13 protein-coding genes are annotated in these 18956 nt (G+C 40.4%); 8 read left to right on the top strand and 5 right to left on the bottom strand.

Annotation, left to right across the window (positions count from 1 at the left end; translation table 11 throughout):
- Positions 1 to 119 precede the first annotated feature (119 nt).
- Both uvrA and F777_RS17210 read left to right on the top strand, forming a co-directional pair.
- Positions 120 to 2990, top strand: a complete 2871-nt coding sequence (gene uvrA, locus F777_RS0106565; protein WP_026751341.1) for an excinuclease ABC subunit UvrA — start codon at positions 120 to 122, stop codon at positions 2988 to 2990.
- Positions 2991 to 2999: 9 nt separating this feature from the next.
- Positions 3000 to 3491, top strand: a complete 492-nt coding sequence (locus tag F777_RS17210) for a hypothetical protein (protein WP_051408482.1) — start codon at positions 3000 to 3002, stop codon at positions 3489 to 3491.
- Here the strand turns inward: F777_RS17210 and F777_RS0106575 are convergent.
- The 4 genes from F777_RS0106575 to sucD form a co-directional block, all read right to left on the bottom strand.
- Positions 3488 to 3898, bottom strand: coding sequence for a hypothetical protein (locus F777_RS0106575; protein ID WP_235785895.1), 411 nt, complete (start codon positions 3896 to 3898; stop codon positions 3488 to 3490). The genes F777_RS17210 and F777_RS0106575 overlap by 4 nt on opposite strands.
- Positions 3899 to 3939: 41 nt before the next feature.
- Entirely contained in the window at positions 3940 to 4992 is a 1053-nt protein-coding gene (locus F777_RS0106580; RefSeq protein WP_026751343.1) for an NAD(P)/FAD-dependent oxidoreductase, read from the bottom strand.
- A gap of 2 nt (positions 4993 to 4994) precedes the next feature.
- The gene (locus F777_RS0106585; RefSeq protein WP_081720479.1) at positions 4995 to 10865 is read right to left on the bottom strand and encodes an alpha-2-macroglobulin family protein; all 5871 of its coding nucleotides are present in this window, start codon (positions 10863 to 10865) and stop codon (positions 4995 to 4997) included.
- A 104-nt stretch (positions 10866 to 10969) separates the two neighbouring features.
- Positions 10970 to 11842, bottom strand: a complete 873-nt coding sequence (sucD, locus tag F777_RS0106590) for a succinate--CoA ligase subunit alpha (RefSeq protein ID WP_026751345.1) — start codon at positions 11840 to 11842, stop codon at positions 10970 to 10972.
- A 133-nt stretch (positions 11843 to 11975) separates the two neighbouring features.
- Between sucD and F777_RS0106595 the strand changes: the two genes are divergently transcribed.
- From F777_RS0106595 to F777_RS0106610, 4 genes are read left to right on the top strand one after another with little or no spacing between them, the layout of a single operon-like run.
- Positions 11976 to 12566, top strand: a complete 591-nt coding sequence (locus F777_RS0106595; RefSeq protein ID WP_026751346.1) for a LemA family protein — start codon at positions 11976 to 11978, stop codon at positions 12564 to 12566.
- 9 nt (positions 12567 to 12575) lie between these two features.
- Entirely contained in the window at positions 12576 to 13037 is a 462-nt protein-coding gene (locus tag F777_RS0106600) for a TPM domain-containing protein (protein ID WP_026751347.1), read from the top strand.
- Entirely contained in the window at positions 13038 to 13835 is a 798-nt protein-coding gene (locus F777_RS18535; RefSeq protein ID WP_026751348.1) for a TPM domain-containing protein, read from the top strand. It abuts the gene before it with no gap.
- The gene (locus F777_RS0106610; protein WP_152530877.1) at positions 13735 to 14667 is read left to right on the top strand and encodes a hypothetical protein; all 933 of its coding nucleotides are present in this window, start codon (positions 13735 to 13737) and stop codon (positions 14665 to 14667) included. The genes F777_RS18535 and F777_RS0106610 overlap by 101 nt, the downstream gene beginning before the upstream one ends.
- 146 nt (positions 14668 to 14813) lie before the next feature.
- On the opposite strand, the gene F777_RS16000 is transcribed toward F777_RS0106610, so the two are convergent.
- Positions 14814 to 17270 (bottom strand): M1 family aminopeptidase, encoded by a 2457-nt coding sequence (locus F777_RS16000; protein WP_051408483.1) that lies wholly within the window; start codon positions 17268 to 17270, stop codon positions 14814 to 14816.
- A gap of 46 nt (positions 17271 to 17316) precedes the next feature.
- Between F777_RS16000 and F777_RS0106620 the strand changes: the two genes are divergently transcribed.
- Both F777_RS0106620 and truA read left to right on the top strand, forming a co-directional pair.
- Complete coding sequence (locus tag F777_RS0106620) at positions 17317 to 17856, top strand: hypothetical protein (protein WP_152530878.1); 540 nt, start codon at positions 17317 to 17319, stop codon at positions 17854 to 17856.
- A gap of 2 nt (positions 17857 to 17858) precedes the next feature.
- On the top strand, positions 17859 to 18590 hold the full coding sequence (truA, locus tag F777_RS0106625; RefSeq protein ID WP_026751351.1) for a tRNA pseudouridine(38-40) synthase TruA: 732 nt from the start codon (positions 17859 to 17861) through the stop codon (positions 18588 to 18590).
- Positions 18591 to 18956 lie beyond the last annotated feature (366 nt).

The following is an 18956-nucleotide window of genomic DNA, read 5'->3' on the forward strand; positions in this document are numbered from 1 at the left end:
ATTTAATTTTCGCTGATTTTTCATTTAGTCATGTATTGTTTTTTTGGGTATTGCTGATTTTCTTTTTTCAGTAACCAAACTTTGAAGCGGCATCCTTGTTTGTATCTTTAATCTCTATTATGGCAAAGAAATCAATTCCTACTGCATCAATACCTGCGAACGATAACGACTTTATTCAGGTAATGGGCGCCCGTGAACACAATTTGAAAAATATTGACATTGCTATTCCTAAAAATAAATTAGTTGTTTTTACAGGGGTGAGTGGCAGTGGAAAATCTTCATTGGCTTTTGATACTATTTATAATGAAGGTCAGCGCAGGTACATGGAAAGCTTTGGTGCTTATGCCAGACAGTTCATGGGTGACATGGAGAGACCTGACGTTGATAAAATCACTGGATTGTCTCCGGTAATTTCGATTGAACAGAAAACCACAAACAAAAATCCGCGTTCTACGGTTGGTACTGTAACTGAAGTGTACGATTTTCTTCGTTTGCTTTATGCACGGATTGGTGAAGCATACAGTTATGAGACCGGTAAAAAAATGGTCAAGTTTAGTGAAGAAGAAATTGTTGAGAATATTTATACAAAGTATAAAAACAAGAAAGTGAGTTTGCTGGCACCCCTGATTAGAGGAAGAAAGGGGCATTACAGAGAGCTCTTTGAAGATATTAGAAAGAAAGGTTTTTTGAAAGTGAGGGTAGATGGAGAAATTATTGATTTAACACCCAAGCTGCAGGTTGACCGTTATAAGATTCACGATATTGAAGTGGTGATTGATCGTTTACAGGTTACCGATGATTTAAAAGTGCGGGTTAGCCAGAGTGTGCAGCAGACTTTGAAAATGGGAAAGGACCTGATGTTCTTATTGTTGAATGATACTAATAAGACGGTGCAATATGCAAAGCAATTAATGTGCGAAGACACGGGCATTTCTTATGAAGAACCTTCTCCGAATTCATTTTCCTTTAACTCTCCTTATGGTGCCTGCCCAACCTGTAAAGGATTAGGGCATATGTATTCCATTGATTTATCTGCAGTAATTCCAGATCCGAATCTGAGTATTAAAGAGGGAGGTATTGCTCCATTGGGTGTGCAAAGAGATGCTTACATGTTCCGCAATGTAGAGCAGCTGGCAAAGAAAAATAAAATCAATCTGGATAAGCCGGTGAAGGATTTGCCGGTTGCGGGATTAAATATTCTGTTGTATGGCAATCCGGATGGAAATAGTTTAATGGTTGATCCTGAAGAAACAGATGGGATGAGTGCAGATCCTTATGCCGGTGAGTTTGAAGGAATCATCCCAATGCTGAAGCGCTGGTTTGCCGGTGTAAAATCGGATGGTATGAGGGAGTGGGTAGAACAATACATGGAATTAAAAGTATGTACTACCTGTAACGGAGACAGATTAAGAAAAGAAAGTCTCTGGTTTAAGATAGATAATAAAAATATTGCAGAACTCAGTGCTTTGAATTTGGATAAACTACAGCAGTGGTTTACCAATCTGGAAGATCGGCTGAACAAGAAACAAAATGTGATTGCTAAAGATATTTTAAAAGAAATCAGGGAGCGATTACAATTCCTGTTGGATGTTGGACTAACTTATCTCTCCTTGAGTCGTTCTTCCAGAACCCTTAGTGGTGGTGAGTCACAGCGAATTAGGCTGGCTACCCAGATTGGATCTCAGTTGCAGGGGATTACTTATATACTGGATGAACCTTCTATTGGTTTGCATCAGCGCGACAATCATCAGTTGATTCAGGCCTTGAAAAATCTTCGTGATATAGGGAACAGTGTATTGGTCGTAGAGCACGATAAAGATATTATGCTGGCAGCGGATTATCTGGTGGATATTGGTCCTCGTGCGGGTAAATATGGCGGAACCATTGTAGCTGAAGGAACACCGCAACAAGTGTTGGAATCCGGAGCAGATACTGCTCAGTATTTGAATGGACAAAAACGCATTCAGGTGCCCGCAGAAAGAAGGGCTGGTAGTGGTAAATTTCTGGAATTGAATAAGGCTTCCGGAAATAATTTAAAAAATGTTTCTGTTCGTTTGCCACTGGGTAATTTAATTGTGGTGAGTGGGGTAAGTGGCAGTGGTAAGAGTACCTTGATTAATGAAACACTGTATCCAATTTTGGCCAAGCATTGTTACAATAGCAAAGTAACGCCCATGCCTTTTCATTCTGTGAAAGGATTGGAGCATATTGACAAAGTGATTGAAATTGATCAGTCACCCATTGGTAGAACACCAAGAAGTAACCCTGCTACGTATTGTGGATTCTTTACAGAAATCAGAACTTTGTTTGCTGCTGTACCCGAAGCTAAAATTAGGGGTTATGCAGCGGGTCGTTTTTCCTTTAATGTTAAGGGCGGTAGATGTGAAATTTGTGAAGGCGGGGGAATGAAAGTGATTGAAATGAATTTTCTGCCAGATGTATATGTAAACTGTGAGAAATGCAATGGCAAAAGATACAATCGGGAAACATTGGAAATCCGTTACAAGGGAAAATCCATCAGTGATGTGCTGAACATGACGGTGGATGAAGCCTGCGAATTCTTTCAGCCTGTTCCTTATTTGTACAGAAAGATTAAAGTATTGCAGGAAGTAGGATTGGGCTATATTACTTTGGGCCAGTCTGCTACAACCCTTAGTGGGGGAGAAGCACAGCGAGTAAAGCTGGCAACAGAACTTGGGAAAAAAGACACTGGTAAAACATTTTATATTCTGGATGAGCCTACTACCGGATTGCATTTTCAGGATATCAGTCATTTGCTGGATGTGTTGAATAAATTGGTAGACAGGGGTAATACAGTATTGGTAATTGAACACAATTTGGATGTAGTTAAAATGGCCGACTATATAATAGATCTGGGACCAGAAGGAGGAGACGGAGGTGGTCAGATTTTATTTGAAGGAACTCCAGAGAAAATGCTGCAACATAAAACCAGTCATACTGCCCGCTTTTTAAAAGCTGAAATGAATTAACTTCATTCTATGAATTTGAATGACCTAAATTTTTTGCCAGAGTGGGATGAAAGCCGCTACAAAGTGGGACCCGATGATGCAGCAGAAGAGTGGCGCAGAGGGCCGGCCAGGGCTATCGCCAAAGCCATGTATAATCAATGGAGAGAAGTGTTTGGTTTGGTTGTTGCTTTTGCAGAAAATTTAGCAGATGATGGAGAAGAAACGCATCCTGCTTCTACCAAGGCATTGATCTATGAAAACGTAATGATTGTTGCGCCTAAAATTATTGGCGCCATCAGCATGGATTTATATGTTTTGAAAATGGAGAATGCTTCCGTTATTAGAACCAATGCAAAGCAAATGATGGAGCAGATTGGTTTTGCCGTTTTGATGGGGTGGGCAGACGAAGCTCATAAACAGGTAATTGAAGAAGCCTTGTATAAGTTCAGAGAACTCTATAAACAATGGGTAAGTACTTTTCAGAAAGATAGCTTTGAAGACGAATGGGGCCTGTTTATTTAATAGGCAGATTTACTCTTTTGCATCGGTTTCCAAACTAAATAAAAATATCCCAGTATTAAAATTCCGAGGGTGAAAGGAATCAGTGCTATATGCTTATAGGTATATCCGTTCCAGATTTCAATATGGTCAAATCCAAAAAATTCGCTGACCATCCAGTAAGAGTTGGCAGAAATCCACACCGTTATCGCCAGGTTATGGCATAATTCGGACATGTACTGACGGGTTCTGTAGGCAATAATAATAGAAATCAGTAAAGTGGGGAGAATCATTGAAGTGCCCAGCCATCTGAGTCCAAGACACCAGGCCACATCTTTGAATAGCCAAAATACAATATGGAGATTTTCCATCTTCCGGTATTTCAGCGGAATATCGTATCTGTCATCATGTACCGAAGGGGGCTGCTCCATTCAAATTCTTTTGTGGCACAATATTAATTTTTTGTAAGCAATTATCGACTTAAAATATTCTTGAAACGATCGATGCTGGCCAATGTGTGAATGGGTTGGTTATTGATAATATGCTGTGCAAACTGATGTGCAAAATAGGGGGCCAGACTACAACCCTTGGTTCCCATCCCATTGAGTATGCCAATATTTTTTTGAATGGGGTGGAACCCCACAAAAGGTCTCCGCTCAATATTGGCAGGTCTTTCTGATGCCATATGATCCACAATCTGATAGGGTAACTTGAGCCAGTTTTTTAATTGGAACTCCACTTTTTCCCTGAAGGCAGGTGTTGGATTGGGATGATCGTATTTCCATTCATAGGTAGAGCCTATCCAGAACAAATCTTCTTTCCAGGGAACCAGGCTAAGGCTTTGCTTGTAGATATGGTTTCTAGGCAAATCGGGTATGGAGGCAATAATGGCTTCTCCTTTATTGGGAGCAAAGGGCAGGAGTTGAAACCAGGGGTTGGTTGTTCCTGCATTACCATCACAAAAAATGATACGGTCAGCTGATATATCTTTCCAATGGATGATTTCATCCTTAACCATACAGTCATGGAAGTTGAATTTGCTTTCTATCAAAGCGTTTGCTGAAATAAGCTTCTTTCTCCACCCTTCCAGCAGATCATTCAGTTGAATCAACCAGCAGGGATGTATTTCACCAATGCCAAACTGAAGATGAAAAAAGGAATTCCAGTTTTTTTCATCTACTTCCGATAAATATTCTGTTTCGGTTTTTAGTCTTTCGGAAAAGGCGATTTTATTTTCAGGCGTACTATGAAAATCAAGCACATTACATTGGCGAATCAATTCAACGGATAATTCCTTTCCCATTTCCTGATAAGCATTTACCGCAAAGGGCATAAAGGTTTCTATTTCCCAGGTTCTGACAATTCTTCTTCCGGTAACCGGATTGATAACACCACTGGCTACTTTGGTTGCTGTGTATAGCTTTGCTGTATCCACTACCATAACCCGCTGGCCCTCATTTAGTAAGTTCCAACTTAAAAAACTACCACATAACCCCTGGCCTATAATAAGTGTGTCTACCTGCATGATTATTGTTCAATTCTGATTTTAATGGAATTGGAATGTGCTTTTAATGCCGGAGCGTACATGCTTTGAATGGAAGCAAGCCCCGCTGTGTATAAACCAGTATGTGTGGCTCTCATGGTATAATCCAGTTGATGTGTACCCTTGGGTAAAGAATGGAAATAATAATTGGTACTTACATCTTTGGTGCTTTGATAATAAATAGAACGGCTTTTCCATTGGTAGCCACTTAGAACATCGGTTGGCTCTGTTGCTGCCGGACGTAAATCCTTAACATGCACATAATCCATTTCCCTGTCTGTTTTTATACTCAGCGTTACATTTAATAATTCACCCACTTTCACAGGCTCATTTTCATTCAATAAAATCCATTGGTTATTTCTGAAAACACGGAGGGTCTTATTGATTTCAATAGGTCCTGTGCTGGCTGTAATTTCATCCATATTGGCTAAATATTGCCAGTAGATACTTCCATAAGAAGGTTGATTGGAAACCATATTTTGGGTAGCTGTTGTTACCGTGATATTTCCCATGGAAGCATTCACTTTATTGCCTTCCAGTCTCTTTTTAAAATAACCGGATCCTTCCATTGTTTTTTCTGTTGCAGTTCCAATGGTAGTGGTATTGCCTAGTTTTATCTGAACTGCTCTTTTATTGCCGAACCATTCTCCTGCATTCGCAACTATGCTGTACACAGCTTCTGTTGTACTTATACTGTTGCCCCAATGATTGGCTTCTTTGTTCAAAATTAACCAGGTAAGCATGCCGCTGATGAATTGCTTGTAGGGTTGCTTTGGAAGCGTAGCGTTAATTTCGCTGAAACAATCAATCATCATGCTCTGATGCTGTATGGGCATTGCATACCAGCGGGAAGTGGTTCTGTTTTTCCAATAAACACCTTTATATGTATCATTCATCGATTGTTCGGCCAATGATTTCAAAATTCTTTCAGCAAATGCAGTCTGATTGTTTCTGTGTGCGAGCAATGCTGCCATTGCCTGACCATATAGATTTTGCTGCGACCAGTTGGTCAGTGCTTTCTTTAGATAAAACTGATAGGCAGAATCATTGGTAATGGCAATATCTCTGTACAGGCTTCGCATCAGCAAATAATCAAGTGGGATACTAATCTGTTTAGCTGATTTGTCTTTTTTGTAACGGTAGTGGATCTCATTGTCCATATAATGATTGGCTTTCACCAGCATCCCTCTTAATCTTGCAGACAGGGATGGATTAATGGCGCCGATTCTTTTTAGTTTGCCTATCTGGAGTAAAATATAGTTGGTGATAAAGGGATCTGCATTGCCTCCTTCGAACCAACTGAAACTTCCTTCTTTACCCTGCAACTTTTCTAAACGGATGATCCATGCTTCATTTTCGGCAGTCATTTTTTCCTCATTGAACTGGTTGGCCAGTTCCTTCAATAAGAGATTTCCTGATTTCGCGTCTAATACCCAGGGTGTTTCTTCCAGCAAAATCTGCTTTAATTCATTGTTCTTTTCTAATGGATTGAGTAAGGCGGTACTGTCTTTTCTCCAGGCTTCCAATGCCTGACCAATGACAGGATATTTTTTAAGGATATGCAATGCCATTAGGTTGGCATAGATGCGGCTGAATTGCTGAATGGCAGATTGTTCAGGATCTGTTTTCATATAACCCAGTGCCTGTATGGCATTCCAGGCGGGTTGTGTAGTGTATTCAACGGTCAGCGCTTCTGTACTGATACCTTCACTTTGGTTGTTTATTAATTTACTGAAACTGAATTGTTGTGTTGTGTCTTTGGATAAGTAAATGGGTAGGGTTTCTGTAATGAACTGTCTGTTACTTAAAACGGGTATGATATGCTCCTCCCCATCACTGAAGCTATTGGTCTTTGCAATCATCCGAATGCGCAATGGTTTGTTGTAGCTAAAAGGAATTTGTACAGGGAACTGTGCAATAGCAGATTGCCCGGCTTCGGCAGTAAAATACTGCTGCGGAAATACATTCTGAAACCATCCGTCTACCGGTGTATTGGTAGTGGCATCAATCAATTCAAGTGTGATGGTGCCAGTTAATTCTTTTTGGGTAAGGTTGGCAATCTTCACTGGTATTTCCATCTGATCTCCCTCTCTTAAAAAACGGGGAAGGTTGGGTTGAACCATCAGGCTTTTTTGCGTCTGCACTTTCTGTTCCGTATAGCCAACGGCCAGCTCTTTGGTATGGGCCAGGGTCATCCATTTCCATTGGGTGGTTGCATCCGGAAACTGAAAGCTGAATGTATATTTACCTGTGCTGTCTGCATACAATTGTGAGATAAAAAACGCCGTTTCATTGAAGTTCTTTCTGATAGGCTCAAATCCATCAGCAGGTTTGTTGGCGGGAATGGTTCTTCCGTTCCGGAAAATATCTCCTGTTATCGGATCTTTGTATTCCACATAAGTATACACTTTGTCATAGTCTTCTTCCATCACGGAATTCGTTCCCCTGATTTTTATATTGGCCGGGGGTGGGGCTGCAATGGATCGTTTTGCCTGTGTTTCATATAAAACCCTTTCTTTTATTTTCCATTGAACAGGAATGCTATTGAGTAGTTGCGGATCTGTATAGGGTTTTGCTTCACAGAAACACTGATAGTCGTGTAATAGGGTAATATGGCTGGCTCGGAATAGGGTACTGAAGAATCCATCATCGTAATTAGTATTGTTCCACAGATTTAATCTATCCCAATTGTGTGGATTCAATGCATCCAGACTGGCATCATACATACCTGTCAGTATTTCTGCTGCTTTTTCATTTGCCTTGTTACCGGCTACTTCAATTTGCCAGCTTTCCTTGGCGCCTGGCTCAAAGACATTTCTGAAAGTTCCTGTTTTAATGGATAATTCTTTGTCGTAAAAAGGTACAGCAATGGATTGAGCTTGTTTATACATTCTTCCGTTTGCAATAAATACTTCCTGCAAAAATATTCCTCCCTTATCCTCTTCATTAATAATGATTTCTTCCCTTGAAATATTTTCTGTTTGTTTATATTGATAAGTCGAAGCTTTATTTCCTCTTTTTATTTTTTGAATAACAGCCGCATTAGGGATAGGGTATGCTTTTGTGATGTGTAAAGTATCGCCTTGCTTTGTAGTGGTTGCAGAATACAATTGTAACAGATCAGGATATTGTCTTGGTTTTTCCGGGTTAATCACTTGTAGGTATTGAGCAGATTTGAGTGGCAGCCCAAAACTGTCAATTGCAGTAGCGATTACTTTATAGGTGCCTACTTCAATTTTACTTACGTCTGATGCTGATGCAGCAACAGGCCAGTGTTCTATTTCTGTTTCCCGATTGTATTCATCATGCGGGAAATATTTTCTGTAGGTAACCGAGTCGTATATATGTATATCCGAACGATCCCAGTATCTTTTACGAATAAATTGTGTTGGCTCTGCTACTTTATAGATGGATGTTTGTACGGGAATATGTTTTGTGTTTCCATTCAGGTCCTGCACGATAGTTTCAATATTTTTCAGTTTGCTTTGAAAAACGATCGCAGGTGTTTGAATAGAAAGTCTCCATGCGGTTTTTGCGGCGCTGATATTAATATTGCCCGATCTGCTCTCTCCGTTTAAATCAGTAACGGTTAGCTGAACAATATAATTAATGGATACTTCTTCTTCTTTGTTTTTTGAACTATCGTACAAGGCTTTAAAGGGGATAATAAATTTTCCACTGGCATCGGTAATACCATTTCCGGATGCAATGATATTGCCTTCGGGTTGTGGGCGTCTTCCGAATTGCTTAACTGTGTAAACTACTTTCGCTCCGTTGATTACATTCCCTGCATAGCCCATGGCCTGGATGGTATAATGTATGCTGTCGTTTAAACGATAACCAGACTTAGGTTGGTTAAAAACCAGCTGAATAGTAGGTCTTTTATATTCTTCTACCTTAACGGTGGCTCTTGAATCATTGTAATCTACTGCTACAATGGTAAATGCTCCGGTAAGCCCTTTGTTGGGAATTGGAAACTGGCCCGTAATGCTTCCAAAGGAATTCAACTTTAGAAAAAGGGAATCAACTTTTTGCCAGTTTGCATTATACAGATAGCAAAGCACAGGGGCTTTTTCTGTTATCAGTTTGGGTTGTTTTGTATTCCAGTCTTTGGTGATGGCAATGCCTTTAAAATAGATGGTTTGCCCCGGTCGGTAAATGGATCGGTCGGTAAAAAAATGCATTCGCTTATTACCCTTTTCAAATTGTATGGATGGGTCTGTATCGCTATTTAAGCTTCTGAATTGATATTGGTACTCACTAAACTGTAAAATGCTGTTTTTGTTTTTTACCTGAACAGTGATGTTATTATCTACTTTTTGAGTAATCTGAAAACCGCCCTGCTCATCTGTTTTGGTTTCTAAAAGGGTTTTCTGTTCTGTAATTCCTGTATTTCGGTTATATACATTTTGCATGACACTTACGGACACATTAACCACAGGTTTTCCATCTGCATAATCTCTGATGAAGTATTGCTGGTTGTCTTTGATGTACACCCAGTTGGATACATTGAAAACCGTATATCCCAGTTTGTCCGTTGTTACATTAAAGGACTTGCCTGCACTGGTAAGCAAAAGATAAGTGCCATCTGTAAGCGGGTCTATCTTAAACTCTGTAAAATGAGTCTGATAATCTCCGGTTGCAGGAATTGGGATGGTTATTTCCCTGACAAAATTTTGTTTCAGGATAGTGGATAAAATTTCTGCAGATTCAATCCCTTTGGGATAAAATCCAAAATTTACTTTGTAGATTTTTCCATACAGTGTATCCAGATTTTTAAATTGGAGAAATGCACGGAATGGTTTGTTGCTCTCATTGTATTCTTCTACCTGTATCCAAGCTTTCTTGTCCTTGATTTCATTCTGCAAATCGGTCAAACCGCTTTTACTCATCTGCACTGGCTCAACTTTTTTCTCTGCCTCTTTAATAATCGCCAGTGCATGTACGAAAGCAAATTGGTTGGTCGTATCTCTGAAAGGATGATAGTTTCTTCCTTTTTCTGCAGTAAGCTTTGCCAATTCATAATATGCATCGGCTATCACTGATGCATCTTTATTTGTTTCAACAGATCCTTCCGCATTTGCTTTGGTGAATTGCATCAATGCGGTTGAATATTCCTTTTCTTTTATGATGTTTTCCTGATACTGCCATTTAATAAAATTGAAACGATAACGTTGCTGCAGTGGTTCGCCGGTTTTCTTTCCGTTGATTAATTCCTGGAATAAATCTGACACGAATTTTTGGTGACGTTCATTGGCATCATTTCCTAATCCCTGCGTGTAATAGCGTATCTGTTCAATCAAGAGTAAATCGAAGGCTGTATAATGTTGCAGCGGTTCTGATCCCCCTACAATAATAGGAGCATATACGTTTAGTGAATTGTTTTTTAGCAGTGTTGCATTGGCTTTGGCCAGTTTAAATTGGGTCTCAATGCTATCTTTTAAAGGTTGCGCACTCCAGTTTTTCCGGTTGTACAAATTCCATTTCTGGTTCTCGTAATATTCATTGTATTTTTTAGCAATCAATACATGTAATAACGACTGTAGTGCCGGATTTTCTTTGGCTTGCTGACTGGCTTTTTTTAATACCAGCAAGGTTTGGGTATAGCCTTCTTCTGTATATTCCTGATCAATTTCTGTTTCATAAATCATGGCCCTGATTTGCTCCCCTTCTTTTTTCTCTGCGACTGCTTTTTTGTACAGAGCTTTCACTTTTTCCAATGCCGTTTTGGGCAATCTGTCTTTGAGCAATAAACTGTCAATGATTTTATATTGCTCACTATAATAAGCATCTGTTGTCTGTGCTTTTATTTGAAAGGAAACCACTAGTATGATAAGAGAAAATAGAAGACGCATAGAAATCAATTTGGGATGTATTGCTAAGGATGCAAGATGCTGTTTTTTGCATAAAAAAACCCGAAGCTTTAGAGCCTCGGGTCGTTTATTAACAATTTGCTTGTTTATTTTTTTAGTGCAGCAGCCATGGTAATACCAATATCCGCAGGGCTTGCTACTACTTCAATACCGCATTCTGCCATGATTTTCATTTTGGCAGCTGCTGTATCATCTGCACCGCCAATGATGGCACCGGCATGTCCCATTCTTCTTCCGGGAGGAGCAGTTTGACCTGCAATAAATCCTACAACAGGCTTCGTTTTATTGTCTTTGATCCATCTTGCAGCATCAGCTTCCATGCTACCTCCAATTTCACCAATCATGATGATACCATCGGTTTCAGGATCATTCATTAATAATTCTACTGCTTCTTTGGTTGGGGTCCCGATGATTGGGTCTCCGCCAATACCTATCGCAGTACTGATACCTAATCCTGCTTTTACTACCTGATCAGCTGCTTCATAGGTAAGGGTACCACTCTTTGAAACAATGCCAATTCTGCCTGCTTTGAAAATAAAGCCAGGCATGATACCTACTTTAGCTTCTTCTGCAGTAATTACGCCAGGACAGTTTGGCCCGATTAAGCGGGTTTTGCTTCCCTGTAAGTAATTCTTAACTCTTACCATATCCTGGACTGGAATACCTTCAGTAATACATACTACCAAACCGATTCCTGCTTCAGCCGCTTCCATAATGGCATCTGCTGCAAATGCAGGTGGCACGAAAATGATACTTACATCAGCACCAGTTTGCTTTACGGCATCGGCTACTGTATTAAATACGGGCTTATCTAAATGGGTTGTTCCACCTTTATTGGGTGTAACGCCACCTACCACATTGGTTCCATACTCAATCATTTGAGTGGCATGAAACGTTCCCTCTGTTCCGGTAAAACCCTGAACAATGATTTTTGAGTGCTTGTTTACTAATACTGACATAGCCTATCGTTTCGGAGATTTTTAAATTTTGGGCAAAAATAGGTGAAAAACGTTTGCAAAATGTGAAATGTCATTCTGCCACCCCATAAATATGGCATCCGTTTTGTATATTCAATACTTCAAATATAAAAACATGAACACAAAGAGAATTACCCTTATTGTCATTATCGGATTAATTGTATTAATTGGCGGATGCGGTATGAGTGGTTACAATGGATTGGTTAAATTAGATGAAACCGTAAGCCAGTCCTGGAACAACGTACAAAGTGATTATCAGCGCAGGGCAGACCTTATCCCTAATTTGGTGAATACCGTTAAGGGAGAAGCCAATTTTGAGCAGTCAACTTTGCAGGCTGTGGTAGAAGCCAGAGCAAGTGCTACCCAGATGAAAGTAGATGCTAAAGACCTGACTCCGGAAAAATTACAGGAATTTCAGGCCTCTCAAGGTCAGTTATCTCAGGCTTTAGGTCGTTTATTAATGGTTACAGAAAATTATCCTAATCTTAGAGCCAATGAAGCGTTTCGTGGCTTGCAGGCACAGCTGGAAGGAACTGAAAACCGAATCAAGGTTTCCAGAAACGACTTCAACGCTGCTGTAGCTGCCTATAACGTGAAAGCCCGTTCTTTTCCTATGAATATTCTGGCCAGCATAACCGGCTTTAAAGTGAAGGAAGGATTCAAAGCTGATGCAGGTTCTGAGAAAGCTCCGGAAGTTAAATTCTAAAATTGGCCCATGTTTGGATTATTCGGAAAAAAACGAAAAGAATATTTTACCCAGGCAGAGAAAGATGCCATTGTTGCAGCCATTCAAAAAGCTGAACAAAGAACCAGTGGCGAAATCAGAATCTATGTGGAATCCAATTGTGAACTGGTGAATCCGGTGCACAGGGCGAAGGAAATATTTTACCAATTAAAAATGGATCAAACAGCATCCCGTAACGGGGTGCTGTTGTATTTAGCCATGGAGGATCATCAGCTGGCTGTTTTTGGGGATGAAGGCATCCACCAGAAAGTAGGTCATGCATTCTGGCTGAAAGAAGTGGAAATGATGCTTTCCGAATTCAGAGAAAAGCACTTTATAGAAGGAATCTGCCATATTATTGAAGATATTGGTGAAGCCCTGGTGGCCCATTTCCCATACGACGGAACTACTGACAAAAATGAATTACCTGACGAGATTGTTTTTGGAAAATAAATGAAGAAGTTACTACTCATATTATTGTTGGTTGTTTCCTTTGTAACAGGCATTGCTCAGACAGTAGTGCCCCCGCCGAATCCACCCAGGCTGGTGAATGATTATGCGGGTGTGTTAAGCAAGGAGCAGGTTGCCATCTTGGAAGAAAAACTGGTGGCACTGGACGATAGCACTTCTAACCAGATTGCGGTAGTAATTCTGAAAACCCTGGAGGGCTACGAAGTTCAGGAATACGCTAATAAATTATTTCGTTCCTGGGGCATAGGGAATAAAAAAACCAACAATGGGGTCCTGATTCTGGCTTCCATTGAAGATCGTAAAATCTGGATAGAAGTAGGCTATGGTTTAGAAGGTGCAATTCCTGATGTAACCGCTTCCAGCATTTACAGAAATGAAATTGTTCCGGAATTTAAGCAACAGAATTATTATCGTGGAATTGATAATGCCGTTAATGCATTGGCCAAAGCGGCAGTGGGTGAATACAAAACCAAACGGGTTAAGAAAAACAATAACGGAGATAGCGGTGGATCTATACTTACTTTCATTTTTATCATTATCGTTATCATTTTTATTTTAGGCGCAGGCCGTGGTGGTGGCGGAAGAGGTGGCCGTGGAGGCGGAATGATGAGCCGGAGAGGTGCGGCCAATGTGGCTGAAGCTTTGTTGTGGTCTACTTTGTTAGGAGGCAATAATAGAGGTGGAGGCGGCGGCTTTGGTGGTGGCGGCTTCGGTGGCGGTGGCTTCGGCGGTTTTGGGGGAGGTAGTAGTGGCGGAGGTGGAGCAGGCGGGTCCTGGTAATGCTAATATCATGCAACAATTGAATTGGATAGGGGGGAAGTTATTCTGGATACTGATTTTTGCATCGGGTAAACTGAGTGCACAAACTTATTCAATGCCCTTGTTCCGTGTGGTTCATCAGGTTAGTAATATTACCAACCTGCATATTCCCGATCAGCCAATTACCATTCAATCTCAGAAGTCAACTCAAACCAGTTATCGTTTATTAACCCCTGTTTCAAATTATTTTGAACTGGAAGCTACCACTGAAAATATTTCAGGTAGCTTATTTGCTTTTGGCAGAGAAGATAAATTCAACAGCAATGATACTGCCGGACTGCAGTCAGCCGAACAAGCATGGCTGATGGCGAATATTAATAAGCCCAGAAAAATGGTTATCAGCCGTTTTCATGCAAAAGGATTGTTATACGATACAATTGAGTCCAGTAAACCCTTTTACTTTGAAATTGAAGAAGACCCTGGTAAATATTTTTTACCATTTGATAAAAAAACAGTGAAAGCCGGCTTAATCTGGTCAGACTCTACTGTTCAGGATAGTTCCAGGCAATTGCATCAGTACATTATTACAAAAATAATTGACCGGCAGGTTTTTGTTTCCGTTCTTTCAGACTGGTTCATTAAAAACAAATTGAGTCAACTGGGGAAGTCGGTTTTACAGCAGTTTAAAGGTATTGCCCGAACGGAAAGGGTTTACGATTTAGTTTCCGGCATTATGCAGTCAGAGTCTATGAAAGTAAAACTTTCGGGCAGCAGTACGATGGAAAAAGAAGTACTGCCTGTTACCATTGAATTGAGTTCCAGTACTACTGTTTCTTTACCGACGCAGCATTAGTTTCAATCCATCCACTTTCAGAAAAGCCCAATCAATTTCGCATTGTATTTTTCATGGCTTTTTTCATAAAAAAGCCCCGGGAGAAACCCAGGGCTTTGATAATTGGCAATCATAAACTCAATCTGTTCAAGCGAATCAATCTGCTTTTATTGCTTGGCTTTCTCTTTTGCATAGTCTGCCAATGCCTGCTCTCCGCTGGCTTCTTTCTTGGTAGCCAATCCTTTTAAGAACATATTATTGATCACCGGATCTGTTTGAGATCTTGCACTGGATGGAATGGCATTTCTGAATTCCACAATGGCATCCACACCTGCTTTGAATTTAGATGCATCTTTTACTTTCGACAGGAATTCAACCAGAGAACCAATGGCCGTGAATTTTGCCTGTGACAATGGCATTTCGGTAAAGTTTTTCATAATATACTCGTAAGCAGATTCATCGCCATTGGCAATAATCACTGAACTGATTGCAGAACTCAATCTGCCCTTTGCTGTTTGATTTTTCAGTTCATTCGCAATGGCAAAAGCTTTCTTTCCATCCAAATCGTTCAATGCCATCAAAGCTGCCCCGGCAACTGAATAGGAAGAGTCTTTGATGTAGTTTTCAAACTGAGATGCATATGTCTGATTTTTCAATCGGCCCAGTATACTGATGGCATCTGCTCTTACTAATTTGGATGGGTCATTCTTAGCCAGGTTTTCAATAGTTGCAATGGTTGCTTCTGTTAATTTGGCATTGCCGAAACTACCCAAAGCCTTCATTCTGATTCTGAAATATGGGTCTTTCAAACCTGCTTCAACCAATGCATATGCTCCTGGTTCTGTAATTTTTTTACCTGCATAGTCTATCGCTTCTCTTCTGTCTAAATAGTGACCACCATATTTCATCTGGTGCGCATAGGCTTCCATGGTTTTGGATTCTTTTTTCACTGCAAGCAACACTCTTTCAGGATCTATATTCACCAGGTCGGGTTGTGTGGCTACATCAAAATAAAAAGTATCAGCTGCATTTTTTGCCCAAACCATTTCTCTTTTTTTATTGGCACCATGGTAAATATCTATCAGAATAGGAAGCTGATAAATCTGATGAGTTTGTGTTTGCTTAATAACTACCATCAGCTTTTTAGCGGTGCCATCGTATTGCTGACTCAATGTTAAATTCGGATGACCACTATTGAAATACCACTGATTAAAGAACCAGTTCAGGTCTTTTCCGGTAACAGCTTCAAAAGCCAGTCTTAGTTTATGTCCGCTACCTGTTCCAAATTTGTTATCGGTTAAATATTTATTCAGCGAAGCAAAAAACGCATCGTCTCCCACATACTTTCTAAGCATGTGAAGGATTCTACCGCCCTTACTATAACTCACTGCATCAAACATGTCTTCCTGCGTATCGTAATAAAATCTTACCAGGTGTTTGCTTGCATCGGAAGGGCTGTTTAAGTATCCATTCATTGCACTCCAGTTTATAAAAGCCGCTTCGTCTTTTCCCTGTTTGTATTCTGCCCATAAATATTCACTGTAATCGGCAAAGCTTTCGTTTACCGTTAGGTTGCTCCAGCTTTCTGCGGTTACATAATCCCCAAACCAGTGGTGAAATAATTCGTGCGCTATGGTTCCTTCCCAGCTATTGCCATCGGTTAATTCTCTGGCATCCTGTTGTGCCGATTCCTGATGCAGGGTAGCAGTGGTATTTTCCATGGCACCACTTACATAATCTCTTCCAGTGATCTGGCTGTATTTAACCCATGGATAATCCACGCCTAATTTGCTTGAAAAATATTGCATCATTTCAGGCGTGTTCCCAAAAATGCTGCGTGCTACTTTTTCATAAGGCTTCTCTACATAATAGCTTACTTCCTTACCCTTGTAGGCATCTTTAATTACTGCGTAATCACCCACACCCATAAAGAACAAATAAGGTGCATGCGGTAAATCCATCTTCCAGCTATCGGTTCGGGTACCATTTGCATTCAGGGTTTGTTTAACGAGTTTGCCATTGCTGAGTGTAACATATTTGGCAGGCACGGTTAAATTAAACTCCTGTGTTGTTTTTTGATTGGTCTTGTCGATGGTTGGTACCCAAACAGAAGTGGCTTCTGTTTCTCCCTGGGTCCAGATTTGTGTGGGCTTGTTTTTGTCTTCTCCTTTTGGATTAATGAAATACAGACCCTTTGCATCCGTGATGGCTGCGCTCCCCTTAACTTCCAGTTCATCGGGCTTTGCTGTATAATCTATATATACCGTATAGCTTTCGTTACGGGTGTACGATTTATCCAGTTTAACACGAAGCACCCATCCATCGTATTGGTACTTTAACGGAATATTCTTACCAGCTTTTACTATTGCCAGTTGTTTAATGTCCATCCCCTTGGCGTCTAGCTGTAAACTGTCTGTTGCATAAAAGTGCGGCTTCAGGGTAATCCAGACGTTTCCGTTTAACCTGGACTGGCTATAATCGAAATTCGCATTCAGTTTGGTATGTACCAGGTTATTAATTTTTTCCGGAACAGACCTGTATTGCTTGTTGGTCTCTTTTCCCGCTTCCTGTGCTGTTAAATTGCCCAGCTGTGCCAGGGCAATAATCAGTAATAGTTTCTTCATAATCTGTTTTAAGTAGTAAATTTGAAAAAAGCAAGTTTACATGTTCATGCGTAGTATGCTACACCGTTTATCCTTTTTAACCGGACTTTTATTAATGGCGCTACTATCCAATGCCCAAAATAACTTTTTGTATATACAGTCCGAAAACAATCAGCCTTATCATATACAGCTTAAAGGTAATATCCATTCTTCTAATGCAAAAGGGTATTTATTAATTCCTAATTTACCTAATGGCGATTACAGCATGGTGCTAGGTTTTCCTTCCGGTGCTTATCGGGAATACAATTTTAAATTCAGCATCAACAGCAAGCCCAAAGGCTATGCATTAAAGATTACTCAGGATGGAGAATGGATGCTGATGGATATGGTTACCCTTGCCTTGGTTAGGGGAGAAGCACCTGAACAACCTATTACTGTGCAGCCGGGAGAAAAGCAAATAGAAAAATTATCTGATCGTGTAACCGATGCGGGTATTGAGCAGGTATATAAAGTAAGGAATGGGGGTAAGGCCGAAAACCTGGTTATTTTGATTCCGGTTCCCAAGCCGGTTACTGTTCGAGAGGCACAGAAAAAGCAGAACCGATAACCATGCCCCGATTTTTTATTGAACTCTCTTACAAGGGCACTGCCTATCATGGCTTTCAGATTCAGGATAATGCAGCTACTGTTCAGCTGGCACTGGAAAAAGCCATGCTTACTTTATTTAAAGAGCCCCTAGCTTTAACAGGATCTTCCAGAACAGATGCGGGTGTGCATGCATTGCAGAATTATTTTCATTTTGATACGGAACTCCCGATTACCGATAAGCATGTATATAACCTGAATGCGATTTTGCCCGATGATATTGCCGTGCGCAGCATTCGTTGTGTAAGTGCTACAGCGCATTGTCGTTTTGATGCTTTGGGACGCGAGTATCATTATTATATATACCAGCAGAAAGATCCGTTTATGAAAGACCGGGGCTGGTATTATCCTTTTGAACTGGATTTTGATTTATTGCAGGCTGCAGCCAGTATAGTAAAAGAGTATACAGACTTTACCAGTTTTGCCAAACGCAATTCACAGGTATTTACGCATAATTGTTCCATTGATTTGTCCGGGTGGAGCAAACCCACCGCAAAACAATTAAAGTATACGGTTTCAGCCAACCGGTTTCTGCGCGGAATGGTCCGCGGATTGGTAGGAACCATGCTGAAAGCAGGTCGCAAACAAATCAGTCTGGATGAGTTCAGAAGTATTATTGAAGCAAAGGACTGCACAAAAGCCGATTTCAGTACCCCGCCACAGGGCCTTTTTTTAGCTAAAGTGATTTTTCCTTAAAAAAAATTACCTGCTGAAACCCTTACCAGTATTGTGCTCTGGCGAATGCCCCTAAATTAATTTCAAAAAACATTTGCCAGCTAAAATATCTGTCCTATATTTGCATCCCGCTTAACCAAAAGGGGATGTTCTTTAAGAGGTTTTGAGAGTAGGTTTGGAGAAAAAAAGTTTCAAATTTTTGAATAAAAATTTGGCGGAATAAAAAAGCTTCGTATTTTCGCCGCCCGTTCGGTAAAAGGGTGGTTAATAACAACCGAAAGTTCTTCGCAAGTGATTGATTCTGAGAAAGTTCAGAAAGCAGAAAAGAGAGAGAAAGAGGAGACGGCGAGATAACAAAACCAGTTCTTACGATTTAGATTTTTAGGG

The organism is Sediminibacterium sp. C3 (assembly GCF_000508085.1).
Classification (GTDB): Bacteria; Bacteroidota; Bacteroidia; order Chitinophagales; family Chitinophagaceae; genus Sediminibacterium.